Genomic DNA, 25,958 nt, shown 5'->3' on the forward strand with positions numbered 1-25,958 from the left:
GGCTGACAGTTTTACGCGATTCTGCCTGACGCAGCAAGGTTAATGTGTTTCACCCAACGCGATTTTTAAGCGATTTATCCAACCACAAAACCCGCTCCATACCAGCAGATTGATAACCTGAGCTGATGATATTTCATGTTCGAGTAATGGGCTGAACTGGGCGGCGCTAAAGCGATCGGGTGCTCGTGTTAGCCATTGTATCGCCTGAACGGTAGCGCGCTCAACAGAATGACGATCAGCCCATTGGTTTATTTCGTTTTCGCCCTGACGCAGAATGCATATTGCGTCTTTATATTCAACATTTGAATGAATTAAGGAGGTGAAACAGGCAACGCTACCGTTAATTCGCGCACTGAGTAAGGCAGCAAGTTGATGGCTGGATTTTGTTGTTACCAACGAGCTGGATAGCAACGTCACAAAGAGTGAAAGTGAGGCTGGGTGCAGATTCAGGATTGCGACCAGTTGGCGGAGTTCGGATGGTAACTGTCGGTGAGCATTCATCTCTTGCTCTTGCGGAGATTTCTCCACTTCGTAGCAGGCACGCCAGCCAGTTGATGTTTCAGCAAAAAGTGAACCGTCTGCGTAGCTTTGCACTTCCAGACCGGGTAGCCAGCGTATCGGTTGCTCAAGATAAGCCTGAAATGTGGCGATCGCTCGCGCCTGGAAACCAACAAAGCCGATGATTTGGTTGATAATCACACAATCCCAGGCGGTAAGCCCGACATCGTTAAGATGCTGGCGGGACTGACCGTCGATGATTGATGGAGAACCGGCCAGTTGACGGGCATATTGCGTGATTTGCGCCAGCCGATGATTGCTTTCCCTGGAGGAGTCAGGTCCGGGAAGCGGTGTCAGACGCGCGGAATAGTAGTTGCATAGCCGCTGGACGCCGCAGACCTGAGCAACGGTCAGTGCGGTCGTCAGGCGTTCATAGGCGGTGAATGTCTGTAAACGGGTCACCGCAAGCTGGTCGGGGAAGAACTCTACAGCAAGAGCACGCGCCGGGATCAGCCACGAATGAAAGGGATCAAGTGTTTCTTCATCAAGGATCACGTCGAGCAGAAAAGGATCGGTTACCTTTGCGGCTCCCGGAACCAGTGGCAAAACGTCATACTCCGAAGTACTGGATTGCGTTTCATGATACCAGTGGCTTTTGCCGGTAATGTGGCGTTGTTCCATGGGGACTCCTTGGTCGTAAAGGAAATCGTTATCCTGACGCAAGGCTGGGAGGGGAGAAAGACGGATCGGCGATAACAAATATCAGAAAGGTATAACAGAGAAATCGGGCGGCAGAACGCCGCCCATCTTTATCAATAGAACGATTATTTCAGTTCCAGTTCGTTCATGGCAGCAATGCTGAAACCGCCGTCAACGTGAACGACTTCACCGGAGATACCTGCGGAGAGGTCGGAGCACAGGAACGCTGCAGAGTTACCCACATCTTCGATGGTAACGGTACGACGAATCGGTGTAACCGCTTCGCAGTGAGCCAGCATTTTACGGAAGTCTTTGATGCCGGAAGCCGCCAGAGTACGGATCGGACCAGCAGAGATGGCGTTAACACGCACACCTTCCGGACCCATCGCGTTAGCCATATAGCGTACGTTCGCTTCCAGAGACGCTTTTGCCAGACCCATAACGTTGTAGTTCGGGATAGCGCGTTCGGCGCCCAGGTAGGAGAGGGTCAGCAGGGCAGAACCCGGATTCAGCATGGAACGGCAAGCTTTTGCCATTGCAACGAAGCTGTAAGAGCTGATGTCGTGGGCAATTTTGAAGCCTTCACGGGTAACGGCGTTAACATAGTCACCATCCAGCTGATCGCCAGGTGCAAAACCAATAGAGTGTACGAAGCCGTCAAATTTCGGCCAGACTTTACCGAGTTCAGCGAACATGGTGTCGATGCTGGCATCTTCGGCAACATCGCACTGCAGAACGATGTCAGAACCTAATTGAGCGGCAAATTCTTCTACGCGGCCTTTCAGTTTGTCGTTCTGGTAGGTGAATGCCAGTTCAGCTCCTTCGCGGTGCATCGCCTGAGCGATACCGTAGGCGATGGACAGTTTGCTGGCAACACCGGTTACCAGAATGCGCTTACCGGAAAGAAAACCCATAGCTTTAATCCTTATTGTTGATGCTTGTTGTGCCTGAAAATCAGGCGATTCGTCGTTTAAATAAACAGTACGAACAGATAAACGGTTATTATAATCAACCAGGCTGTGGGTGGCTATAGTTGCCAGGTCCGACCGGAGCAGGGCGCGGGCAGGGGGGGCTTTTCCCCTCACCCTAACCCTCTCCCCAGAGTGGCGAGGGGACCGTATTGTGCAAATATTGTCACCCCAGCAACAAACAGGCACATACAGCCCCTTTCAGGGAGAGGGCTAGGGTGACCGGCGATTCAGTCTTTGCCGAATATTCTGCACCATCCGCCTCCATGTTTTCACCACAGCAGCTACCCGGCTCAGTCGACTCTCTCGCCCTTTCAGGGAGAGGGCTGGGGTGAGGGTAACCGGCGGTTCAGTCCTTGCCGAATATTCTTCACCATCCGCCTCCATGTTTTCACCACAGCAACTACCCGACTCAGTCGGCTCCCTCGCCCTTTCAGGGAGAGGGCTGGGGTGAGGGTGACAGGCGACTCAGTTCCTGCAGAATAATCTCCAGCACCGCCTCCTCATTACAATCAATCTCGTTATTCCAGAAACGCAGCACGGTCCAGCCCTGCGACTCAAGCCAGCGTGTGCGCCTGGTATCATAGGCAACTGTTGAATCATGCTGCCCACCATCCAGCTCAACTACTACACGCGCCGAGCAGCAGGCAAAATCGAGAATGTAGCTCCCCACCGGATGTTGACGGCGAAATTTGAAATCACCAAAACGTCGGCTGCGAAGATATCGCCAGAGCTTTCGTTCCTGCGGGGTGAGATTGCGTCTTAAATAACGCGCATTTGATTCTATTTTATCCATCCACTCATTCTGACAAGATTTAATCCCTTGTCAGAATGAGGTGAATTATCTGGAAGGCGGGTTCAGAAAATCAACGATCTTTACGCCACGCATCCGCCGTTAACGCTTCGCCAAAGTGCCCGGAAATGAGCCGTTTGGTGAGTTCATGTAGCGGCGATGCCAGCACGTCAGCCGTACTACCGCGCTCGACCACTTCGCCCTGATGCATGACCAGAACCTGGTCGCTGATATGCTTCATCATCCCGATATGTTGGGTAACATAAATATAAGAAATGCCCTGTTTCTCTTGTAGCTCCAGCATCAGATTAATCAACTGCGAACGCATCGACATATCCAGCGAGGCGAGAGCTTCATCCGCGATAATGACTTTTGGGCGCAATATCAGCGCGCGCGCCAGACCCAGACGTTGTTTTTGCCCTGGTGCCAGCATATGCGGATAGTAACTGACGTGATCCGGTAGCAGCCCGACCATACGCATTGTTTCAATAATCTGTTTGCGGCGCTGTTCAGGCTCCAGATCGGTGTTCAAACGCAGAGGAAAATCAAGGATCTGCGAGATACGCTGACGCGGATTCAACGAGGTCGATGGATCCTGAAAAATCATGCGAATCCGCTGGCTGCGGAAGGAGTAATCGCCAAAATGCAGCGGATGATCGTCAATCAATAACTCACCGCTGGTTGGCTCAATCATTCCTGCCAGCATTTTCGCCAGCGTCGATTTACCGGAACCGTTTTCACCAATAATCGCCAGCGTCTGGCGTTCACGTAGCGTAAAGCTCAAGGGTTTTACGGCTTCTACGGTCTGACGACGAAACCAGCCAGTTCGGTAGCGGAACGTTTTGCTTAAATTACGCACTTCGAGCAGAGTTTCTATCATCTCACTCTTTCTCCATGTTCAGCGGGAAATGACAGGCATAGAGATGATTTTTCGCGCCCGTCAGGCGCGGCGTCACTATACATTCTCGTTGTGCATACGGGCAACGTGGCCCCAGACGACAACCTATGGGCAATTGTTCCAGAAGCGGGATTGCACCAGGCAGCGTATTGAGGCGACTTTTATGCGGCATTGCGCTGCCGAAATCTGGTATCGCGCGGATCAGCGCCTGGGTATAAGGATGATGCGGCATCGTCACCAGCTCCTTACTCGGCGCTGTTTCCACGGTTTGTCCGCAGTAAAGCACGTTGATTTTGTCCGCCCATTGACTAAGCATTTGTAAGTCATGACTAATAAGCAAAATAGTGGTATTGCTGTTTTGATTCAAACGCGTCAGCAGGCGAAATATTTGCGCCTGGGTGGTTGGCTCCATCGAGTTTGTTGGTTCGTCAGCTATCAGCAGACGTGGTTGATTCGCCAGCGCGATGGCAATCATCACTTTCTGGCATTCACCTTCGGTCAACTCATACGGAAAACTGCGCATCGCATCTTTGTGATCTTTAATCCCCACGCGGTGCAGCAGCTCAATGGCACGGCGTTTGCGCCAGCCAAATCGCTGCCACCAACGGCCTTTATAGGTCCAGGCCGGGATGTTTTGCATTAACTGACGCCCCACACGTTCAGAAGGGTCTAGACACGATTGCGGTTCCTGAAAAATCATCGACACGTTGTGCCCAACCAGCTTGCGCCGTTCGCGCGCGGAGAGGCGCAGCAGATCGATGTCATCAAAACGCATACGGTCAGCGGTAACACGCCAGTTATCTTTATTGACGCCACAAATCGCTTTCGCAATCAAACTTTTGCCGGAGCCGGATTCACCAACAAGGCCACGGATTTCACCTTCGGTTAAGGTCATACTCACGCGGTCAACGGCTTTAACCCACTCATCACCAGTTTTAAATTCAATGGTCAGGTTACGAATATCCAGTAACGGCATTATTCCACCCCCGCAATAATTGCACGACGCACACCATCACCAAGGAGGTTAACCAACAACACGCTGATCATAATTGCAGCACCAGGCAGCATGACGGTCCACGGGGCGACATAAATCAGTTCCAGCGCATCGCCGAGCATCGCTCCCCATTCAGGTGAGGGGAGTTGCGCGCCGAGATCAAGAAAGCCCAGTGCGGCGATATCAAGAATTGCCATCGACAGTGCGCGGGTGATCTCCGTGACCAGCCCAGCGGTGATGTTTGGCAGCACGGCAAACCAGAGAATATTCAGCGTCGTTGCACCATCCAGGCGAGCAGCGATAACGTACTCTTTTTCCAGCTCATCATGCACCATGCTGTAGACCGAACGCACCATACGCGGCAGTAGTGCCAGCCAGACGGCAAACATCGCGTGCGACAAACTCGGCCCGGCAAACGCCACAACGATAATTGCCAGCAGCAGGGACGGGATCGCCAGTAAGGTATCCAGAATATGATTAAGCACCGCTGACCGTAGGCCATGCGTCGCGCCGGCGAAGGTGCCGAGCACCAGGCCACAGACGGTAGCAGCAAGTGTCACCACAAATGCGCCGCCAACGGTAGGCGCCGCGCCGCTCAATAAACGGCTTAAAACGTCGCGTCCGAGGTCGTCAGTCCCCAGGAAGAAAGAGACTTCGCCATAGCGAGACCATGACGGTGGCAACAATTGATAACCGAGAAACTGCTGGTCAATGCCGTAAGGCGCAAACCAGCAGCCAAAAATACACAGTACAGCCAGCCCCGCGCAGCCGTACAGGCCGACCATTGCAGCGGCGTCACCATAGAATTTGCGCCAGGCGGTACGTAGCGTGCCCGGCGGGCGCTTCTCGCTGTATACGCTATCGTAAGGCATACCATTCCTTATGTTTCAGAGGGTTAGCCATAGCACCCAAAATATCAGAAATCACATTAACAATAATGACCAGCGAACCACACACCATCACACCGGCGGAAATCGCTGCGTAATCTTGTTGGCGAATGGCGTTAATTAACCAGCGTCCCAAACCAGGCCAGCTAAAGACCATTTCGGTGATCATCGCCAGCGTCAGCATGGTGGAAAACTGCAAACCCAGACGAGGGATGACAGGGGGTAACGCGTTATGCAGCACATGGCGACGCAAAATAGTAAAGCGTGACAAACCACGAGTCGCCGCTGCTTTCACATAATTCTGGTCATAGACTTCGATGGTGCTGATACGCATCAATCGGATCACTTCAGTTGTTGGCGCAACCGACAGGGTGATGACCGGCAATACCATATGGCGTATTGCGCTCATGATCATTTCATCCCGCCACGGAGAGTCCGAAAGCCAGGCATCAATCAACGCAAAGCCGGTAACAGGTTTCACTTCATAGAGCAAATCGAAACGCCCTGAAACGGGCAGCCAGCCCAGCGTCAGCGAACAAAACAGCGTCAACAGAAGCGCCAGCCAGAAAACCGGGATTGAAAAGCCCAGCAACGCGATGGCATTGATCAAGTTATCTTGCCACTTATGGCGCGTAATCCCGGCAATCATGCCCACCGGGATGCCGACAATCAACGCAAAACCGAAAGCGAGAATGCATAGCTCAATCGTCGCCGGAAAGACCTCTTTTAACTGTTCGGCTATCGGCTGACCGTTAATGCTGGAAACACCAAAATCCCAGTGAATCAGGCCGTTAAACCAAAATACCCAGGCATTCCCCAGTGAAGCGCCTTGTAACGGCGCATGTGGCGTGAAATAGCTCAAACTGAAGCCAACAAAAGTCAGCAGGAACAAGGTCACGATCAATAATAAAACGCGGCGTAAGGTGAAGATAATCATGGTTTTTTCACCTCATTTTGCTTTTCGCGGTACACACCAGCGAAGGAGGCGTTACCAAATGGGCTAAGAACCAGCCCTTTGATATCGTACCGATAGGCCTGCAAGCGTAGTGATGAGGCCAGCGGTAGAATGGGTAACTCCTGCGCCAGAATACTTTGCGCTTCGTCATAGGCTTCAATACGCGCCGCCAGTTGCTGCGAGGAGAGCGCCTTACGCAACACGCTGTCGAATTTCGGATCGCACCAGTGGGCAAGGTTGGTCTGCGAATGAATTGCCGCGCAGCTCAGTAACGGGCGGAAGAAACTGTCCGGGTCGTTACTGTCCGTCGCCCAGCCGGATAACGTCAGATCATGGCTCATATCCATCAACCGCGCCTCCTGAAAACGACCTTCTACCGGCACAATCACCACTTTCACGCCGACCTGCGCCATATCCGCCTGAATCAGTTCGGCAGTTTTCAGCGGACTGGGGTTCCACGCTTGCGAGCGTGTTGGCACCCACAGTTTCAGCGTTAAATTTTCCAGCCCCAACGCCTTCAACTGTTCGCGTGATTTCGCTGGATTGTATTCGGTAATTTTAGACTCGTTGTCATAAGCCCACGAGGCGCGCGGTAAAATAGAGGCCGCCGTTTCAGCCGTACCGTAATAGATAGATTGCATCAGGCGCTGGTTATTAATCGCCAGTGCCAGCGCATGACGTACTGCCGGATTATTCAGCGGTGGTTTGGCAGTGTTAAACGCCAGATAGGCGACGTTCATCCCCGGACGCAGCGTTAAACGCAAACGCGGGTCGTCGCGCAAAATAGACAGTTGGCTGGCAGCAGGCCAGGCCAGAACGTCACATTCACCGGTCAAGAGTTTCGACAGACGTCCGGTGCCACCAGAACCTAAATCCACCACCACCTGTGGCATCAACGGTTTGCCTCGCCAGAACTCATCATGCCGTTGTAAGCGAATATATTGTCCCGTGCGATTTTCCGACAGTTTATACGGTCCGGTGCCTACGGGTTGGCGGTCGAGTTGTTCCTGACGATCTTCTTTCTCTAATTTTTGCGCATATTCGGCAGACATTACCGACGCATAATGGGTCGCCAGATGCCATAAAAAAGAAGCATCCGGCTGGGCGAGACGGAACTCAACGGTGTGATTATCCAGCTTGCGGACGCTTTTCACGTTATCAGCAAATTGCAGGCTGTCGAAATAGGGGAAGTTGCTACCGTTGACATTATGCCACGGGTTGTTACGGTCAAAAATTCGCTGGAAGGTAAACACCACATCATCAGCATTCATTTTGCGAGTAGGTGTAAACCAGTCGGTTTTTTGAAACGGAACATCGCGACGCAGGTGGAAGCGATAGGTTGCGCCGTTGTCGAGCACTTCCCAGCTTTCGGCAAGCTCCGGCATCAGACGATAAGTATAGGGATCGACATCCAGTAGTCGATCATAAAACTGGGCGGCAAGGGTATCGACAATTAACCCACTGCTCGCTTTGGATGGGTTAAAGGTGTTGACCTGCCCGCTAACGCAATAGACAAAACCGCTGTCGCGGATATCAGCGTGCGGGGTGGGTTCAGGCGCGGCGATTGCCTGACCACTCACAAGTCCAGCAATCACCAAAAGAGACGATAATACCTGGCGCATAATATTAAGGGATTTTATGTAAAGAGGCTATCTTACTAATATTTAATGACATTTGCCATTACCGTTTGTGTCCAGGGGTCGCAATGAGGGCAGTATGGTTGGTTGTTGCACATGTGGCGTCGCCATCTGTTCAACATTCGTACCCGTGATTTCTTTATAACTATAACTCACAGAACTACTTAGCGAGGAACAGCGTGGCGCGATCGTGAGAAACCCATTAAAGCTGGGTTCATGTCATTTTTAGCCGGATGCGGCATGAACGCCTTATCCGGTCTGCGATACTGACCGGGCATCCGCAATTAAATGATTACTCATTACCCCATTGATTCAAAAACTCTGCGATCTCATCAATGCGTGCGGGATTAATCCCCGCTTCAGCGGCCATTTCATGCTGGGCTGCTTCGCTGATCTCTTCATTATTCATCAAACGGGTGAGCAGTAACTGGAAGTAGTGAGCTAGTGGCGTGCGTTCAGCTTCTGCGACAGGTTCTGCGCATTCGGTCGCGTACTCATCGGCAATATCAAAATATTTCAGTTGGATATCGTGGTTCATTTTTTGCCCTGGGGTTAATGCGTTAAGCATAAGGGCGGATGATAGCACTCGTGATCCGGGTCATACATCTTTTTATAGATAATGGCGCGGCGCATTGCCCCCGGCAGGACAATGCGCCGCGCATCCTACGTATTACGTTTCGCTCACCGGCGTTCTGTCGCCTTCGTACAGCGGCACTTTGCGATAACGGCGGATCAGATACCACAAATATGCGCCGCCTAATGAGGCCCATACCAGACCGAGCGTCAGTGACGTTGACTCGAGGTTAACCCACAACACGCCCACCGTCAGAGCGCCAACCAGCGGCATTAATAAATAGTGGAAGTGTTCCTTCCAGCTTTTATTCATCCCTTTGCGTCGCCAGAAGTGATTAAACACAGACAAATTAACGAAGGTAAACGCCACCAGTGCGCCGAAATTAATCAACGCCGTGGCGGTGACTAAATCAAAGAACAGCGCCGACAATGCCACAATTCCTACCATAATGACGTTCAGCGCCGGGGTGCGCCATTTCGGGTGAACATAGCCAAACACGCGTTCCGGGAACACATTGTCGCGGCCCATCACATACAGCAGACGCGAGACGCTGGCATGTGAAGCCAGGCCAGACGCTAACGTGTTCACAAACGTGGTGCAAAGGAAAATCGACTGGAACAGCTTGCCGCCGACGTACAGTGCAATTTCCGGCAGTGCGGCATCCGGGTCTTTAAAGCGGCTGATATCCGGGAAGAACAGTTGCATAAAGAACGATGCGGCGATAAAGATAACGCCACCGTAAACCGCCGTCAGGAAGATGGCTTTCGGGATCACGCGTGCGGCGTCCGGCGTCTCTTCCGAAAGCGTGGTCACCGCATCAAAACCGAGGAACGAGAAGCAGACTATCGTCGCCCCGGTAATAATCGGAATCAGATGCGCGTTCTCGCTAATAAACGGTTGTAGCGACCAGACGGTGCCGACGCCTTCACCTTTATGTAGCCCCTGAACCACCAGGAAGATAAACACCACCATAATGGAGATTTGTACCAGTACAAACAGGGTATTGAAGTTGGCGACCAGGTTGACGCTCTTCAGATTCGCGGCGGTTAAAATGGCGACGAAGGTTACCACCCACACCCACGGCGGCACTTCCGGGAAGAGGGCGGAGAGATAGATTTTCGCCAACAAGACGTTGATCATCGGCAAAAAGAGATAATCCAGCAGCGATGACCAACCGACCATAAAGCCGACATGCGGGTTAATCGACTTTTGTGCGTAGGTATAGGCCGAGCCAGCTTCCGGGAACTGGCGAACTAGCTTGCCGTAGCTGATCGCGGTAAACAGCACGCCTGCCAGCGCCAGCAGGTAGGATGCCGGAACGTGACCGTCGCTAATGCCGGACACAATGCCAAAAGTATCGAACACGGTCATCGGTGTGAGATAGGCCAGACCCATCATCACCACCTGCCACAATTTCAGTGATTTTCGCAGGCGGGTTTTGCCCGGTTGTGTAGTAATGTCCAGCGGTGAATTAATAGCCATAATCGCTGCCTCCACTGCGTAATCGGGTTTGCGGTCGCGTCGACCTGAAATCAAACCTGTTTAGCAGGGGAAGCAAAGGGGGCGGAGTCCGGTCAGTCGCAGGGGGAGCGCATACGCAGCCTCCCTCGCCATGCGGGAATTTCATCATCGGCATCATCTCATTTCCTCGTCACAGTCTTAATCGTTAACGGAAGCCCGTTGCCGCCTGCGCTCCATAACGCGACATCCGGGAAATGTCTGGATTACCAGCAAATGTCAGGCCTGGCTCCGCTCAGGCCGATGAGACAACCCCCGCAAGGGGGCACTACGCGTTTTTCAACATCCACTCAATTTCTGTTTCTGTGATGAGGCGCTCAAACTGCAACAGCTCATCATTTTTACAGGCGTGATACACATGACAGAAACGCTCGCCTAAATAGTGGCGCAGGTGATCGTTTTCGATAAACTCCCACAGGGCATCGCTCTGGCGAATCGGGAAGGGTAATCCTTCCTGTTCCAGCCCGTTACCTTCGACTTCTTCCTGCAACGGCAGCTCGTTATCAAGACCGTGCAGAATACCGGCGAAAATCGCCGCCATCACCAGATACGGGTTGGCATCGGCACCCGCCACGCGATACTCCACGCGGTGGTTATGACGATCGCCGCACGGAATTCGCAGGGCAACGGTACGGTTGTTATGACCCCACGATGCCTGCGTCGGCACATACATGCCTGGCTGGAAGCGGCGATATGAGTTTACGTTCGGCGCCAGCAATGCCATTGATGACGGCATCAGGTCGATCATCCCGGCGAGCATCTTTTTCAGCAGCGGCGAATCTTCGCCTTCCGCGTCAGACAGCACGTTCTCGCCACGATTATTTTGCATACTGATATGGATATGCATCCCGCTGCCCGCGTGCTCTTCATACGGCTTCGCCATAAAAGTGGCGTGCATCTTATGCTTTTCCGCCATCAAGCGCACCAGGCGTTTAAGGGCTAATGCATCATCGCAGGCTTCCAGCACGTTATCGGTATGGTAGAGGTTGATTTCAAACTGACCTGGCGAAGCCTCGGCGACCGCACCATCTGCCGGAATCAACTGTAATTGCGCCAGTTCATCAATATCATTGAGCACATCGGCGAAGTGGTTGAGGTTATCGACAGAGTAGACCTGGCTTTGGGTATTGCGGTCATCGGTGCCTGGCGCGCAGGGCGGTTGCAGATACCCTTCGGCGTCGCGCTGGCGATCCAGTAAATAGAACTCCAGCTCTACCGCTACGACCGGGAACAATCCGCGCTGGCGTAGCTGCTGCCACAGGCGGTTGAGTACATTCCTCGGCTCAACGTCAAAGGGAGCGCCATCTTCATCGACCATGGTCAGAAGCATTTGACCAATAAACTCAGGATCAGCAGCGGAAGGGGTCAAAGAACCGAGAATGGGGACACAGGTACGATCGGGTTCGCCCATTTCTTGTCCTAGCCCAGCTTCTTCTACCACATTGCCCAGAATATCCATCGCAAACACCGAAGCCGGGAAGTAGCATCCTTTCTCCAGCTTTTTCAGGCTGGAGAAGGGGACACGTTTTCCACGAAAACAGCCATTAAGATCGGTAAGTAAAACATCAACATATTGCGTATTAGGGTAGCGTTCCAGGTAGCGTTTCACTTCCTGCGTAAAGGCGCTACCCCGCCTCTCTTCTGACTGCTGAACAAAGTTCTCTACTTCAACGATATTGGTTTCCATGATTCTTCGCCTTTGGTTTTGTTTTCCACTCGTTATCAGAGCGTAAAATATAATGACCACTCTTCGAATCTGTATGCAAACTAAATGTTTGTCAAATGTTAAATTGAGTTTGCAAAAAAGAAAACTCACTGCTAGATTGAAAAAATATTGAACAGAAAGGTCATTTAAACCGCAGTAATGGCGATAATTTAGTCCACTTTGTGAGATTGAGCATGGAAAATATAATGAACAATCCTGTTATCGGTGTCGTAATGTGCAGGAACAGGCTTAAGGGTCATGAGACCCAGACTCTGCAAGAAAAGTACCTGAATGCCATCATCCACGCAGGCGGCTTGCCAATTGCGCTACCACATGCGCTGGCGGAACCGTCGTTACTTGAACAACTTTTGCCGAAACTCGATGGCATTTATCTTCCTGGTAGTCCCAGCAATGTGCAGCCGCACCTATATGGTGAAAACGGCGATGAGCCTGACGCCGATCCCGGGCGTGATCTTCTGAGCATGGCGTTAATTAATGCCGCACTCGAAAGGCGCATCCCCATTTTCGCCATCTGCCGGGGTTTACAGGAACTGGTGGTGGCAACCGGTGGTTCGTTGCATCGCAAGCTGTGCGAACAGCCTGAATTGCTGGAACATCGGGAAGATCCCGAACTGCCGGTGGAACAGCAATATGCGCCGTCGCATGAAGTTCAGGTTGAAGAGGGGGGATTACTGTCTGCGTTGTTACCTGAATGTAGCAACTTTTGGGTAAACTCTCTGCATGGACAAGGGGCGAAGGTTGTTAGCCCACGGTTACGTGTGGAAGCTCGCTCGCCGGATGGCTTAGTTGAGGCGGTTAGCGTCATCAATCATCCTTTCGCGCTGGGCGTACAGTGGCACCCGGAATGGAACAGTAGCGAGTATGCGCTTTCGCGTATATTGTTCGAGGGCTTTATCACCGCTTGTCAGAACCATATCGCTGAAAAACAGCGACTCTGACCACTACAGTTAAGGAAATGCAAATATGAGTGATGAGGGACTGGCGCCAGGAAAACGCTTGTCGGAAATCCGCCAGCAGCAGGGGCTTTCACAACGTCGTGCCGCCGAACTCTCCGGGCTGACTCACAGTGCTATAAGTACGATAGAACAGGATAAAGTCAGCCCTGCCATCAGTACGCTGCAAAAGCTGCTGAAAGTGTATGGACTGTCACTCTCGGAATTCTTTTCCGAGCCGGAGAAACCTGATGAGCCGCAGGTCGTCATTAATCAGGACGACTTAATTGAAATGGGCAGTCAGGGTGTGTCAATGAAGCTGGTGCATAACGGTAACCCGAATCGCACGTTGGCGATGATCTTTGAAACGTACCAGCCGGGCACAACCACTGGGGAAAGAATTAAGCATCAGGGTGAGGAAATAGGCACTGTACTGGAAGGTGAAATTGTTCTGACCATTAATGGACAGGATTATCACCTCGTCGCGGGGCAAAGTTATGCCATTAATACCGGCATCCCGCACAGTTTCAGCAATACGTCGGCAGGTATTTGCCGGATTATCAGCGCCCATACCCCCACCACGTTTTAATCTTTTTGTTCTGTAAGCCGGGTAAGCGCAATGCGCCCGGCAATCTATAAAGAATGTCGCCAGAAATAAACGGGCATACGGCCCGGGGATCTCTGCGCCCTGACGTTCACAAACTGCATATATCTGATAGACGTGAAACAGGAGTCATAATGAATTTTCATCATCTGGCTTACTGGCAGGATAAAGCGTTAAGTCTCGCCATTGAAACCCGCTTATTTATTAACGGTGAATATACCGCTGCGGCGGAAAACGAAACCTTTGAAACTATTGATCCGGTCACCCAGGCACCGCTGGCGAATATTGCGCGCGGTAAAAGCGCCGATATTGACCGCGCGGTGAGCGCGGCACGCAACGTATTTGAACGCGGCGACTGGTCGCTCTCTTCTCCGGCTAAACGCAAAGTGGTACTGAATAAACTCGCCGATTTAATGGAAGCCAACGCGGAAGAACTGGCGCTGCTGGAAACCCTCGACACCGGTAAACCGATTCGTCACAGCCTGCGTGATGATATTCCCGGCGCGGCGCGCGCCATTCGCTGGTACGCCGAAGCTATCGATAAAGTTTACGGCGAAGTCGCTACCACCAGTTGCCATGAGCTGGCGATGATTGTGCGCGAACCGGTCGGCGTAATTGCCGCCATTGTACCGTGGAACTTCCCGCTGCTGCTGACCTGCTGGAAACTCGGCCCGGCGCTGGCAGCAGGTAACAGTGTTGTCCTGAAACCGTCCGAAAAATCGCCGCTCAGTGCGATTCGCCTTGCCGGGCTGGCGAAAGAAGCCGGTCTGCCGGATGGCGTGTTGAACGTGGTAACTGGTTTTGGTCATGAAGCCGGGCAGGCGCTGTCGCGTCATAACGATATCGATGCCATCGCCTTTACTGGTTCAACCCGCACCGGGAAACAACTGCTGAAAGACGCAGGCGACAGCAACATGAAACGCGTCTGGCTGGAAGCAGGTGGTAAAAGCGCCAACATCGTTTTCGCCGACTGCCCGGATTTGCAACAGGCTGCAAGCGCCACCGCCGCAGGCATCTTCTACAACCAGGGCCAGGTGTGCATCGCCGGAACCCGTTTATTGCTGGAAGAGAGTATCGCCGATGAATTCTTAGCCCTGTTAAAACAGCAGGCGCAAAACTGGCAGCCAGGGCATCCGCTTGATCCTGCAACCACGATGGGCACATTAATCGACTGCGCTCACGCTGACTCGGTACACACCTTTATTCGTGAAGGCCAAGGGCAACTGCTGCTGGATGGTCGCAACGCTGAACTGGCTGCGGCCATCGGCCCGACCATCTTTGTGGATGTGGACCCGAATGCGTCCTTAAGTCGCGAAGAGATTTTCGGCCCAGTGCTGGTGGTCACCCGTTTCACCTCAGAAGACCAGGCGCTACAGCTTGCCAACGACAGCCAGTACGGCCTCGGTGCGGCGGTATGGACGCGCGATCTCTCCCGCGCGCACCGCATGAGCCGCCGTTTGAAAGCTGGTTCCGTCTTCGTCAACAACTACAACGATGGCGATATGACCGTACCGTTTGGCGGTTATAAGCAGAGCGGCAACGGTCGCGATAAATCCCTGCACGCCCTTGAAAAATTCACCGAACTGAAAACCATCTGGATAAGCCTGGAGGCCTGAAATGACCGAACATACCAGTAGTTATTACGCCGCCAGTGCGAATAAATATGCGCCTTTCGACACGCTGAATGAGTCAATCACCTGTGATGTTTGCGTGGTCGGCGGCGGCTATACCGGGCTTTCCTCCGCGCTGCATCTGGCGGAAGCGGGCTTTGATGTGGTGGTGCTGGAAGCCTCACGCATTGGCTTTGGCGCCAGCGGACGCAACGGCGGCCAGCTTGTGAACTCCTACAGCCGTGACATCGACGTTATTGAAAAAAGCTACGGCATGGACACCGCCCGTATGCTCGGCAGCATGATGTTCGAAGGCGGAGAGATCATCCGCGAACGTATCAAACGTTATCAGATTGACTGCGATTACCGCCCCGGCGGCCTGTTTGTAGCGATGAATGATAAACAGCTCGCCACGCTCGAAGAGCAGAAAGAGAACTGGGAACGCTACGGTAATAAACAACTGGAACTGCTGGACGCCAGTGCCATTCGCCGCGAAGTTGCCAGCGATCGCTACACCGGTGCGCTGCTGGATCACAGCGGTGGGCATATTCACCCGCTGAACCTCGCCATTGGCGAAGCGGACGCAATTCGTCTGAACGGCGGACGCGTGTATGAGCTTTCTGCGGTGACGCAGATCCAGCACACCACGCCCGCTGTTGTGCGCACTGCCAAAGGCCAGGTGACGGCGAAGTATGTGATTGTCGCCGGGAATGCGTACCTGGGCGATAAAGTGGAGCCGGAACTGGCGAAACGCAGTATGCCGTGCGGCACGCAGGTGATCACCACTGAGCGACTTTCGGATGATTTAGCTCGTTCGCTGATCCCGAAAAACTACTGTGTCGAAGACTGTAACTATCTGCTTGATTACTATCGTCTCACTGCTGACAACCGCCTGCTGTACGGCGGCGGCGTGGTGTACGGTGCGCGTGACCCGGATGACGTTGAGCGCCTTGTGGTGCCGAAACTGCTGAAAACCTTCCCGCAGTTGCAGGGAGTGAAAATTGATTACCGCTGGACGGGCAACTTCCTGCTGACCCTGTCGCGTATGCCACAGTTTGGCCGCCTCGATAAAAACATTTACTACATGCAGGGCTACAGCGGCCACGGCGTGACCTGTACCCATCTCGCCGGGCGTTTAATTGCTGAACTGCTTCGCGGAGATGCCGAGCGTTTCGACGCGTTCGCCAATCTGCCGCATTACCCGTTCCCCGGCGGGCGCACGCTGCGCGTGCCGTTTACCGCGATGGGCGCAGCCTATTACAGCCTGCGCGATCGTCTGGGCGTTTAATTTCCGATTAACAGTGAAGAGTCAAAAGGTGTGAAACATGAGCAACAATGAATTCCATCAGCGTCGTCTCTCTGCCACTCCGCGCGGGGTTGGCGTAATGTGTAACTTCTTCGCCCAGTCGGCAGAAAACGCCACGCTGAAGGATGTTGAGGGCAACGAGTACATCGATTTCGCAGCAGGCATTGCGGTGCTGAACACCGGACATCGCCATCCTGAACTGGTGGCAGCGGTGGAACAGCAACTGCAACAGTTTACCCACACGGCGTACCAGATTGTGCCATACGAAAGCTACGTCACCCTGGCGGAGAAAATCAACGCCCTTGCCCCGGTGAGCGGGCAGGCCAAAACCGCGTTCTTCACTACCGGCGCGGAAGCGGTGGAAAACGCGGTGAAAATTGCTCGCGCCCATACCGGACGCCCTGGCGTGATTACGTTTAGCGGCGGCTTCCACGGTCGCACGTATATGACCATGGCGTTAACCGGAAAAGTCGCACCGTACAAAATTGGCTTTGGCCCGTTCCCCGGTTCGGTTTATCACGTGCCGTATCCGTCAGATTTGCATAGCGTTTCGACGCAAGATTCCCTCGACGCCATCGAACGCTTGTTTAAATCAGACATCGAAGCGAAACAAGTCGCGGCGATTATTTTCGAACCGGTGCAGGGCGAGGGCGGTTTCAACGTGGCGCCAAAAGAGTTGGTTTCTGCCATTCGCCGCCTGTGCGATGAGCACGGCATTGTGATGATTGCTGATGAAGTGCAAAGCGGTTTTGCGCGTACCGGTAAACTGTTTGCCATGGATCATTATGCTGACAAGCCCGATTTAATGACGATGGCGAAAAGCCTCGCGGGTGGGATGCCGCTTTCGGGTGTGGTCGGTAACGCCAGCATTATGGACGCGCCAGCGCCGGGCGGGCTTGGTGGTACCTACGCTGGTAACCCGCTGGCAGTTGCCGCCGCGCACGCAGTGCTCAACATTATCGACAAAGAATCCCTTTGCGACCGTGCGAATCAACTTGGTCAGCGCCTGACGCAAACGCTGATTGAGGCTAAAGAAAGCGTTCCGGCAATTGCTGCGGTACGCGGTCTGGGGTCAATGATTGCGGCAGAGTTTAACGACCCGCAAACGGGTGAGCCGTCGGCGGCGATTGCGCAGAAAATCCAGCAACGCGCGCTGGCGCAGGGGCTGTTACTGCTGACCTGCGGCACCTACGGTAACGTGATTCGTTTCTTGTATCCGCTGACCATCCCGGATACGCAGTTCGATGCGGCCATGAAAATTTTGCAGGATGCGCTGAGGGATTAATACGCAGAAGCGGAGGCCAACGCAATAATGCCTGATGCGCTGCGTTTATCAGGCCTGCAAACGGCGTCTTGATTTTGTAGGTTTGATCGCCTTATCCGGCAAGCTACATTGCCCAACTCCGCTAAATCTGGTGCTTTTTAAGCAATGCGCGGAACTGATGATAGGTTAACCCCAGCAACTCAGCTGCGCGCTTCTGGTTATATTTCCCCTGTTGCAAACTGAGTTGCAGCAACTCTTTTTCCTGCTGCATCTGAAACTCACGTAAATCCAGCGGCAATGCCGGAAGAGAGGTGGTTTCTGAAACGGCGATAGCGTCTTCAGGCGGACGCCGTTTAAAGGGATCAATAATGATCTCATCAAGCGGATAATCGCTGTTGCCGTGGCGATACACCGAACGTTCCACCACGTTTTTCAATTCACGGATATTTCCCGGCCAGCGATAGCTCAGTAACGTTTCTCTGGCGCGCTCGGTAAAACCCGGGAACAGAGGCAGCTTGATTTCCCGACACATCTGGATGGCAAAGTGTTCCGCCATCAGCATAATGTCGCCTTCACGCTCGCGCAGGGGCGGCAGTTGCACCACGTCGAAAGCCAGGCGGTCCAGCAGGTCAGCGCGAAAAGTGCCTTCATCGACCATCGCCGGAAGATCGGCATTTGTCGCACATACCAGCCGCACATTGACCTGTAATGGCTGGCTGCCGCCAACGCGTTCCAGTTCACCATATTCGATCACGCGTAATAATTTTTCCTGCACCATCATTGGTGCCGTAGCGAGTTCATCAAGAAACAGCGTTCCGCCGTCGGCACGTTCAAATCGTCCCGGATGGCGTTTTTGCGCCCCGGTAAACGCGCCCGCCTCGTGCCCAAACAATTCGGAATCCAGCAGATTTTCATTTAACGCCGCGCAGTTAAGGGAAATAAACGGCCCTTGCCAGCGGGAGGAGAGATAATGCAAACGGCTGGCGATCAGCTCTTTACCGGTGCCGCGCTCGCCAATAATCAAAACCGGTTTGTCCAGCGGCGCGAGATGCGAAACCTGTTCCAGCACTTCAAGAAAGCTGTTCGCCTCACCGAGTAAGTTATCTTTGTATTCTGCCATGATGAAATTCGCCACTTGTTAGTGTAATTCGCTAATTCATCCTGGCATGTTGCTGTTGAATCTTCAATCAGATCTTTATAAATCAAAAAGATAAAAAATTGGCACGCAAATTGTATTAACAGTTCAGCAGGACAATCCTGAACGAAGAAATCAAGAGGACAACATTATGGGTATTTTTTCTCGCTTTGCCGACATCGTGAATGCCAACATCAACGCTCTGTTAGAGAAAGCGGAAGATCCGCAGAAACTGGTGCGTCTGATGATCCAGGAAATGGAAGATACATTAGTTGAAGTGCGTTCTACCTCGGCGCGTGCGCTGGCAGAAAAGAAACAGCTGACTCGCCGTATTGAACAAGCGTCGGCGCGTGAAGTTGAGTGGCAGGAAAAAGCCGAACTGGCGCTGCTGAAAGAGAGAGAAGATCTGGCGCGTGCGGCACTAATTGAAAAACAGAAACTGACCGATCTGATTAAGAGCCTGGAACATGAAGTGACGCTGGTGGACGATACGCTGGAGCGTATGAAGAAAGAGATTGGCGAGCTGGAAAACAAATTGAGCGAAACTCGCGCTCGCCAGCAGGCATTGATGTTGCGTCATCAGGCTGCAAACTCGTCGCGTGACGTGCGTCGTCAACTGGACAGTGGCAAACTGGATGAGGCGATGGCGCGTTTCGAATCTTTCGAGCGTCGTATCGACCAGATGGAAGCGGAAGCAGAAAGCCACAGCTTCGGCAAACAAAAATCGCTGGACGATCAGTTTGCCGAACTGAAAGCCGATGATGCAATCAGCGAGCAACTGGCACAATTAAAAGCCAAAATGAAGCAAGATAATCAATAATAACACCCAGGCGGCGTCTGAACGCGCCGCCGCTCATTCTTTAAGGAGTACTTATGAGCGCGCTATTTCTGGCTATTCCGTTAACCATTTTTGTGCTGTTTGTTTTACCTATCTGGTTATGGCTGCATTACAGCAACCGCTCCAGTCGCGGTGAATTGTCGCAAAGCGAACAGCAGCGATTAGCGCAACTGGCTGATGAAGCAAAACGGATGCGCGAGCGTATTCAGGCGCTGGAATCCATTCTTGATGCAGAACATCCGAACTGGAGGGATCGCTAATGGCGGGCATTAATCTCAATAAAAAATTATGGCGTATTCCACAACAGGGCATGGTGCGCGGCGTCTGCGCGGGGATTGCTAATTATTTTGATGTACCGGTAAAACTGGTGCGTATCCTCGTGGTGCTGTCGATTTTCTTCGGCCTGGCGCTATTTACCCTGGTTGCTTACATCATTTTGTCATTTGCCCTTGACCCGATGCCGGACAACATGGCGTATGGTGAACAACAACCTTCCAGCAGCGAATTGCTGGATGAAGTCGACCGTGAACTGGCGGCCAGTGAAACGCGTTTACGCGAGATGGAACGTTATGTCACTTCCGATACCTTCACGCTGCGTAGCCGTTTCCGTCAATTGTGAGGAAAGTTATGAATATTCGCTGGCAACAGGCCGGGAAAAAGGTGAAGCCTGGTTTTAAATTAGCAGGCAAGCTGGTACTTCTTACCGCACTACGCTACGGCCCGGCGGGTGTGGCTGGCTGGGCGATAAAATCTGTTGCTCGCCGCCCGCTGAAAATGTTGCTGGCTGTGGCGCTGGAACCGCTGTTAAGTCGGGCTGCCAATAAACTGGTGCAGCGTTATAAAAGGTGAGGGGAGTTTCGCAAAAATTGTTAAATCTCAGGCGTATAATGGATGGCAATTTTCATTCATAGAAGGACGCTTACATGTTTAAAAAAGGCTTACTTGCGCTGACGCTGGTGTTTTCACTGCCTGTTTTTGCCGCTGAACATTGGATCGATGTTCGCATTCCAGAACAGTATCAGCAAGAACACGTTCAGGGAGCCATCAATATTCCTCTGAAGGAAGTGAAAGAGCGCATTGCCACCGCCGTTCCGGATAAAAACGACACCGTGAAAGTGTATTGCAACGCCGGACGCCAGTCCGGGCAGGCAAAAGAGATCCTCAACGAAATGGGATATACCCACGTTGAGAACGCCGGTGGTCTTAAAGACATTGCGATGCCGAAGGTCAAAGGTTAACAAATTACTTATTGAGCGGTGTAAATAACGCCGCTTATTCATTTGATAAATCAAAATTAACCCACATTATTATCTCCAGCATCTCATCCTTTCTACAGCTTTCTGGCACAGGACAGCAATGAAGCGACTCAAAAATGAACTTAACGCGCTGGTGAATCGTGGCGTCGACAGGCACCTGCGACTGGCGGTAACCGGACTTAGCCGCAGCGGCAAAACGGCGTTTATCACCGCGATGGTCAATCAGTTGCTCAATATTCATGCAGGAGCACGCTTGCCGCTGTTAAGCGCGGTGCGTGAAGAGCGCCTGCTGGGTGTGAAGCGTATTCCACAGCGCGATTTTGGCATTCCGCGTTTTACTTACGATGAAGGGTTAGCGCAGCTGTACGGCGACCCTCCCGCCTGGCCGACGCCAACGCGTGGCGTCAGTGAAATCCGCCTGGCATTGCGTTATAAATCGAACGATTCGCTACTGCGTCACTTCAAAGACACCTCCACGCTGTATCTGGAGATTGTGGATTATCCCGGCGAGTGGCTACTCGATCTGCCAATGCTGGCGCAGGACTATTTAAGCTGGTCACGGCAGATGACGGGCCTGCTTAATGGTCAGCGCGGCGAGTGGTCGGCAAAATGGCGGATGATGTGCGAAGGGCTTGATCCGTTAGCGCCTGCCGACGAAAACCGTCTTGCCGATATCGCCGCCGCGTGGACCGATTATCTTCACCACTGCAAACAGCAGGGGCTGCACTTTATCCAGCCAGGCCGCTTTGTTCTGCCGGGAGATATGGCAGGCGCGCCCGCGCTGCAATTCTTCCCGTGGCCGGATGTCGATGCCTGGGGCGAGTCTAAACTGGCACAGGCCGATAAGCATACCAACGCCGGAATGCTGCGCGAGCGGTTTAATTATTACTGCGAGAAAGTGGTGAAGGGGTTCTATAAAAACCACTTTCTGCGTTTTGACCGCCAGATTGTGCTGGTGGATTGCCTGCAACCGCTCAACAGTGGACCGCAGGCATTTAATGACATGCGTCTGGCGCTGACACAGTTGATGCAAAGTTTCCACTACGGGCAACGTACACTTTTCCGGCGCTTATTCTCGCCAGTTATCGACAAATTGCTGTTTGCCGCGACTAAAGCGGACCATGTGACCATCGATCAGCACGCCAATATGGTTTCATTACTGCAACAACTAATTCAGGATGCCTGGCAAAATGCGGCATTTGAAGGGATCAGCATGGACTGCCTGGGGCTGGCCTCAGTACAGGCGACCACCAGCGGCATCATCGACGTCAACGGTGAGAAAATCCCGGCTCTGCGCGGTAATCGACTGAGCGATGGCGCACCGCTTACCGTTTACCCAGGTGAAGTTCCCGCACGTTTGCCCAGTCAGGCGTTCTGGGATAAACAAGGCTTCCAGTTTGAAGCGTTTCGCCCGCAGGTGATGGATGTCGATAAACCGCTGCCGCATATTCGCCTTGATGCCGCGCTGGAATTTTTAATAGGAGATAAATTGCGATGACCGAACCGTTAAAACCACGTATTGATTTCGACGGTCCGCTGGAGGTCGATCAGAACCCTAAATTTAAGGCGCAGCAGACCTTTGATGAAAATCAGGCGCAAAATTTTGCCCCGGCGACGCTCGACGAAGCGCCGGAAGAAGATGGGCAAGTCGAAGCGGTAATGGATGCGGCGCTGCGTCCGAAGCGCAGTTTGTGGCGCAAAATGGTCATAGGCGGGCTGGCGCTGTTTGGTGTGAGCGTTGTTGGTCAGGGTGTGCAGTGGACGATGAATGCCTGGCAAACTCAGGACTGGGTGGCGCTGGGCGGTTGTGCGGCTGGTGCATTGATTATCGGGGCTGGCGTTGGCTCTGTGGTAACAGAGTGGCGGCGCTTATGGCGCTTGCGCCAGCGCGCGCACGAACGCGATGAAGCGCGCGATTTGTTGCATAGTCACGGCACGGGTAAGGGGCGCGTATTTTGCGAGAAACTGGCACAGCAGGCCGGCATCGATCAGTCGCATCCGGCGCTGCAACGCTGGTATGCCTCAATCCATGAAACGCAGAACGATCGTGAAGTCGTCAGTCTGTACGCACATCTGGTTCAGCCAGTGCTGGATGCGCAGGCGCGTAGAGAAATCAGCCGTTCGGCGGCAGAATCTACCCTGATGATTGCTGTCAGCCCGCTGGCGCTGGTGGATATGGCATTTATTGCCTGGCGCAATCTGCGGTTGATTAATCGTATCGCCACGCTCTATGGCATTGAACTGGGTTATTACAGCCGTTTGCGCCTGTTCAAACTGGTATTGCTGAATATCGCTTTTGCCGGTGCCAGCGAACTGGTGCGCGAAGTGGGGATGGACTGGATGTCACAAGATCTCGCCGCTCGTTTGTCGACACGTGCTGCCCAGGGGATTGGCGCCGGACTCCTGACCGCGCGACTGGGAATAAAAGCTATGGAACTTTGCCGTCCGTTGCCGTGGATCGACGATGACAAACCTCGCCTGGGAGATTTTCGTCGCCAGCTTATCGGTCAGGTAAAGGAGACGCTGCAAAAAGGCAAAACGACCAGCGAATAATAACGCAATATCGGGTGCTGATCGGATATCTTTACGCCGAAGTGCCCGATAATCCGTCTTTGTGTCAATCTTTGTTGACAGAAATCTTCCTGCCACTCGAATAGTGTCATATCATCATATTAATTGTTCTTTTCTCAGGTGAAGGTTCCCATGCGTCTGGAAGTCTTTTGTGAAGACCGACTCGGTCTGACCCGCGAATTACTCGATCTACTGGTTCTAAGAGGCATCGATTTACGCGGTATTGAGATTGACCCAATCGGGCGGATTTACCTCAATTTTGCCGAACTGGATTTTGACAGTTTCAGCAGCCTGATGGCGGAAATTCGCCGTATTGCAGGTGTTACCGATGTGCGCACTGTGTCATGGATGCCTTCCGAGCGCGAACATCTGGCGTTGAGCGCATTGCTTGAGGCGTTGCCTGAACCCGTGCTTTCTGTCGATATGAAAAGCAAAGTGGATATGGCGAATCCGGCGAGCTGTCAGCTATTTGGTCAAAAACTTGATCGTTTACGCAATCATACCGCTGCGCAATTGATTAACGGATTTAATTTTTTACGCTGGCTGGAGAGTGACCCGCAGGATTCGCATAACGAACATGTGGTGATTAACGGGCAAAATTTCTTGATGGAGATAACACCGGTTTATTTGCAGGATGAACACGACCAACACGTCCTGACCGGTGCGGTAGTGATGCTGCGCTCAACGATTCGTATGGGGCGTCAGTTGCAAAATGTGGCTGCGCAGGATGTCAGCGCCTTTAATCAGATTGTCGCTGTTAGCCCGAAAATGAAACACGTTGTCGAGCAGGCGCAGAAACTGGCGATGTTAAGCGCGCCACTGCTGATCACGGGTGACACTGGTACTGGTAAAGATCTCTTTGCTTATGCCTGTCATCAGGCCAGCCCTCGCGCCGGTAAACCTTATCTGGCGCTGAACTGCGCGTCTATCCCGGAAGATGCCGTTGAGAGCGAACTGTTTGGACATGCCCCGGAAGGGAAGAAAGGGTTCTTTGAGCAGGCGAACGGCGGCTCGGTGCTGCTGGATGAGATTGGTGAGATGTCTCCACGGATGCAGGCTAAATTGCTGCGTTTCCTTAATGACGGCACTTTCCGTCGGGTTGGCGAAGATCACGAAGTGCATGTCGATGTGCGGGTGATTTGCGCGACGCAAAAGAATCTGGTTGAGCTGGTGCAAAAAGGCGTATTTCGGGAAGATCTCTATTATCGTCTAAACGTGTTGACGCTGAATCTGCCACCGCTGCGCGACTGTCCGCAGGATATCATGCCGTTAACCGAATTGTTCGTCGCCCGCTTTGCTGACGAGCAGGGAGTACCCCGGCCGAAATTGGCTGCCGATCTGAATACTGTGCTGACGCGTTATGGCTGGCCGGGTAACGTGAGGCAGTTGAAAAATGCTATCTATCGTGCACTCACGCAACTGGACGGCTACGAACTGCGTCCACAAGACATTTTGCTGCCAGATTATGACGCGACAACCGTTGCCGTGGGTGAAGATGCGATGGAAGGTTCGCTGGATGAAATCACCAGTCGATTTGAGCGTTCGGTGTTAACCCAGCTTTATCGCAATTATCCCAGCACGCGCAAACTGGCAAAACGTCTGGGCGTTTCACATACCGCGATTGCCAACAAATTGCGTGAATACGGCCTGAGCCAGAAGAAGAGCGAAGAGTAAACACGTAAAATGCCTGATGGCGCAATACCATCAGGCATAATAAATTACGCCTTCAGTACCGCCAGAGCTGCTTCGTAATCCGGCTCAGTGGTGATTTCATTCACCAGTTGGCTGAAAATCACATTGTCATTTTCATCAATTACGACAACTGCGCGCGCAGCCAGACCTTTCAGTGGGCCTTCAGCGATCTCAACGCCGTAAGCTTGCAGAAATTCGCTATTACGGAAAGTGGAAAGGGTGATGACGTTGTTCAGACCTTCCGCACCGCAGAAACGAGACTGGGCGAACGGCAGATCGGCGGAAATACACAGTACAACGGTGTTGTCGATTTCTGTCGCCAGTTGGTTAAACTTACGTACTGATGCGGCGCAAACACCGGTATCAATACTCGGGAAAATGTTCAGCACTTTGCGTTTACCCGCAAACTGACCGAGGGTGACGTCAGACAGATCTTTTGCCACGAGAGTAAAAGTCTGCGCTTTGCTACCCACTTGCGGGATGGAATTGGCGACTGTAACCGGGTTGCCCTGGAAATGAACGATTTGTGACATGATTATCTTTCCTGTTTACATATAGTTAACGTCACACCTAGTTTATGCTAACTGTCAATAACACAGCAAT

The 25,958-nt window shown here is 52.7% G+C and carries 27 protein-coding genes; 13 read left to right on the forward strand and 14 right to left on the reverse strand.

Features of this window, described 5'->3' with window-relative positions; translation table 11 throughout:
* Positions 1-39 precede the first annotated feature (39 nt).
* The 12 genes from C3D30_RS12980 to puuA all read right to left on the reverse strand — a co-directional run bounded on the left by C3D30_RS12980 (position 40) and on the right by puuA (position 12,108).
* Positions 40-1,179, reverse strand: a complete 1,140-nt coding sequence (locus C3D30_RS12980; RefSeq protein ID WP_105286957.1) for a CMD domain-containing protein — start codon at positions 1,177-1,179, stop codon at positions 40-42.
* 143 nt (positions 1,180-1,322) lie between these two features.
* Complete coding sequence (gene fabI / locus C3D30_RS12985) at positions 1,323-2,111, reverse strand: enoyl-ACP reductase FabI (protein ID WP_000506490.1); 789 nt, start codon at positions 2,109-2,111, stop codon at positions 1,323-1,325.
* A gap of 487 nt (positions 2,112-2,598) precedes the next feature.
* Complete coding sequence (locus tag C3D30_RS12990; RefSeq protein WP_105286958.1) at positions 2,599-2,961, reverse strand: DUF559 domain-containing protein; 363 nt, start codon at positions 2,959-2,961, stop codon at positions 2,599-2,601.
* 70 nt (positions 2,962-3,031) lie between these two features.
* Positions 3,032-3,838 (reverse strand): peptide ABC transporter ATP-binding protein SapF, encoded by an 807-nt coding sequence (gene sapF / locus C3D30_RS12995; protein WP_000573415.1) that lies wholly within the window; start codon positions 3,836-3,838, stop codon positions 3,032-3,034.
* Position 3,839: 1 nt separating this feature from the next.
* Positions 3,840-4,832, reverse strand: a complete 993-nt coding sequence (gene sapD / locus C3D30_RS13000; RefSeq protein ID WP_001128858.1) for a peptide ABC transporter ATP-binding protein SapD — start codon at positions 4,830-4,832, stop codon at positions 3,840-3,842.
* Positions 4,832-5,722 (reverse strand): peptide ABC transporter permease SapC, encoded by an 891-nt coding sequence (sapC, locus tag C3D30_RS13005; RefSeq protein WP_105286959.1) that lies wholly within the window; start codon positions 5,720-5,722, stop codon positions 4,832-4,834. Before sapC ends, sapD begins: the two co-directional genes overlap by 1 nt.
* Complete coding sequence (gene sapB / locus C3D30_RS13010) at positions 5,709-6,674, reverse strand: putrescine export ABC transporter permease SapB (protein WP_000583302.1); 966 nt, start codon at positions 6,672-6,674, stop codon at positions 5,709-5,711. The genes sapC and sapB overlap by 14 nt, the downstream gene beginning before the upstream one ends.
* The gene (gene sapA / locus C3D30_RS13015; RefSeq protein WP_021550857.1) at positions 6,671-8,314 is read right to left on the reverse strand and encodes an ABC transporter substrate-binding protein SapA; all 1,644 of its coding nucleotides are present in this window, start codon (positions 8,312-8,314) and stop codon (positions 6,671-6,673) included. The genes sapB and sapA overlap by 4 nt, the downstream gene beginning before the upstream one ends.
* Before the next feature lie 307 nt (positions 8,315-8,621).
* On the reverse strand, positions 8,622-8,867 hold the full coding sequence (locus C3D30_RS13025; RefSeq protein ID WP_001015114.1) for a YmjA family protein: 246 nt from the start codon (positions 8,865-8,867) through the stop codon (positions 8,622-8,624).
* 132 nt (positions 8,868-8,999) lie between these two features.
* Positions 9,000-10,385 carry a putrescine/proton symporter PuuP gene (gene puuP, locus C3D30_RS13030; protein ID WP_105285794.1) on the reverse strand — a complete coding sequence of 462 codons (1,386 nt, stop codon included), beginning with the start codon at positions 10,383-10,385 and terminating at the stop codon, positions 9,000-9,002.
* On the reverse strand, positions 10,375-10,539 hold the full coding sequence (locus tag C3D30_RS20375; protein WP_123058196.1) for a YmjE family protein: 165 nt from the start codon (positions 10,537-10,539) through the stop codon (positions 10,375-10,377). Before C3D30_RS20375 ends, puuP begins: the two co-directional genes overlap by 11 nt.
* Before the next feature lie 150 nt (positions 10,540-10,689).
* Positions 10,690-12,108, reverse strand: a complete 1,419-nt coding sequence (gene puuA, locus C3D30_RS13035; protein ID WP_000449634.1) for a glutamate-putrescine ligase — start codon at positions 12,106-12,108, stop codon at positions 10,690-10,692.
* 212 nt (positions 12,109-12,320) lie between these two features.
* Here puuA and puuD point away from each other — a divergent pair, with 212 nt between their 5' ends.
* The 5 genes from puuD (at position 12,321) to puuE (ending at position 17,884) form a co-directional block, all read left to right on the forward strand.
* Positions 12,321-13,085 (forward strand): gamma-glutamyl-gamma-aminobutyrate hydrolase, encoded by a 765-nt coding sequence (puuD, locus tag C3D30_RS13040; protein WP_010350587.1) that lies wholly within the window; start codon positions 12,321-12,323, stop codon positions 13,083-13,085.
* Between the two features lie 25 nt (positions 13,086-13,110).
* Positions 13,111-13,668: an HTH-type transcriptional regulator PuuR gene (puuR, locus tag C3D30_RS13045; RefSeq protein ID WP_001278727.1), complete on the forward strand. Its 558-nt coding sequence runs from the start codon at positions 13,111-13,113 to the stop codon at positions 13,666-13,668.
* Positions 13,669-13,817: 149 nt separating this feature from the next.
* Positions 13,818-15,299, forward strand: coding sequence for an aldehyde dehydrogenase PuuC (gene puuC / locus C3D30_RS13050; protein WP_105286961.1), 1,482 nt, complete (start codon positions 13,818-13,820; stop codon positions 15,297-15,299).
* Between the two features lies 1 nt (position 15,300).
* A complete protein-coding gene (gene puuB, locus C3D30_RS13055) occupies positions 15,301-16,581 on the forward strand; it encodes a gamma-glutamylputrescine oxidase (protein WP_000134879.1) in 1,281 nt (426 codons plus the stop codon).
* Positions 16,582-16,618: 37 nt separating this feature from the next.
* A complete protein-coding gene (gene puuE / locus C3D30_RS13060; RefSeq protein WP_105286962.1) occupies positions 16,619-17,884 on the forward strand; it encodes a 4-aminobutyrate transaminase in 1,266 nt (421 codons plus the stop codon).
* Between the two features lie 121 nt (positions 17,885-18,005).
* On the opposite strand, the gene pspF is transcribed toward puuE, so the two are convergent.
* Positions 18,006-18,983 (reverse strand): phage shock protein operon transcriptional activator, encoded by a 978-nt coding sequence (gene pspF / locus C3D30_RS13065; RefSeq protein WP_016231730.1) that lies wholly within the window; start codon positions 18,981-18,983, stop codon positions 18,006-18,008.
* Positions 18,984-19,149: 166 nt separating this feature from the next.
* Between pspF and pspA the strand changes: the two genes are divergently transcribed.
* From pspA to tyrR, 8 genes are all read left to right on the forward strand, one after another.
* Positions 19,150-19,818: a phage shock protein PspA gene (gene pspA, locus C3D30_RS13070; RefSeq protein ID WP_000511032.1), complete on the forward strand. Its 669-nt coding sequence runs from the start codon at positions 19,150-19,152 to the stop codon at positions 19,816-19,818.
* Positions 19,819-19,871: 53 nt separating this feature from the next.
* Positions 19,872-20,096 carry an envelope stress response membrane protein PspB gene (gene pspB, locus C3D30_RS13075; protein ID WP_001274965.1) on the forward strand — a complete coding sequence of 75 codons (225 nt, stop codon included), beginning with the start codon at positions 19,872-19,874 and terminating at the stop codon, positions 20,094-20,096.
* Positions 20,096-20,455, forward strand: coding sequence for an envelope stress response membrane protein PspC (gene pspC / locus C3D30_RS13080; protein WP_000907390.1), 360 nt, complete (start codon positions 20,096-20,098; stop codon positions 20,453-20,455). Before pspB ends, pspC begins: the two co-directional genes overlap by 1 nt.
* A gap of 8 nt (positions 20,456-20,463) precedes the next feature.
* Positions 20,464-20,685, forward strand: a complete 222-nt coding sequence (gene pspD / locus C3D30_RS13085) for a phage shock protein PspD (protein ID WP_105286963.1) — start codon at positions 20,464-20,466, stop codon at positions 20,683-20,685.
* A gap of 74 nt (positions 20,686-20,759) precedes the next feature.
* Positions 20,760-21,074, forward strand: coding sequence for a thiosulfate sulfurtransferase PspE (gene pspE, locus C3D30_RS13090; RefSeq protein ID WP_000473120.1), 315 nt, complete (start codon positions 20,760-20,762; stop codon positions 21,072-21,074).
* A gap of 118 nt (positions 21,075-21,192) precedes the next feature.
* Positions 21,193-22,590 carry a YcjX family GTP-binding protein gene (locus C3D30_RS13095; protein ID WP_000825802.1) on the forward strand — a complete coding sequence of 466 codons (1,398 nt, stop codon included), beginning with the start codon at positions 21,193-21,195 and terminating at the stop codon, positions 22,588-22,590.
* Positions 22,587-23,645, forward strand: coding sequence for a YcjF family protein (locus tag C3D30_RS13100; protein ID WP_000138700.1), 1,059 nt, complete (start codon positions 22,587-22,589; stop codon positions 23,643-23,645). Before C3D30_RS13095 ends, C3D30_RS13100 begins: the two co-directional genes overlap by 4 nt.
* A 150-nt stretch (positions 23,646-23,795) precedes the next feature.
* The gene (gene tyrR / locus C3D30_RS13105) at positions 23,796-25,337 is read left to right on the forward strand and encodes a transcriptional regulator TyrR (RefSeq protein ID WP_010348994.1); all 1,542 of its coding nucleotides are present in this window, start codon (positions 23,796-23,798) and stop codon (positions 25,335-25,337) included.
* Positions 25,338-25,381: 44 nt separating this feature from the next.
* On the opposite strand, the gene tpx is transcribed toward tyrR, so the two are convergent.
* Positions 25,382-25,888 (reverse strand): thiol peroxidase, encoded by a 507-nt coding sequence (gene tpx, locus C3D30_RS13110; protein WP_000078459.1) that lies wholly within the window; start codon positions 25,886-25,888, stop codon positions 25,382-25,384.
* Positions 25,889-25,958: the final 70 nt, after the last annotated feature.

It is taken from the genome of Escherichia sp. MOD1-EC5433, from assembly GCF_002966005.1.
GTDB lineage: Bacteria > Pseudomonadota > Gammaproteobacteria > Enterobacterales > Enterobacteriaceae > Escherichia > Escherichia ruysiae.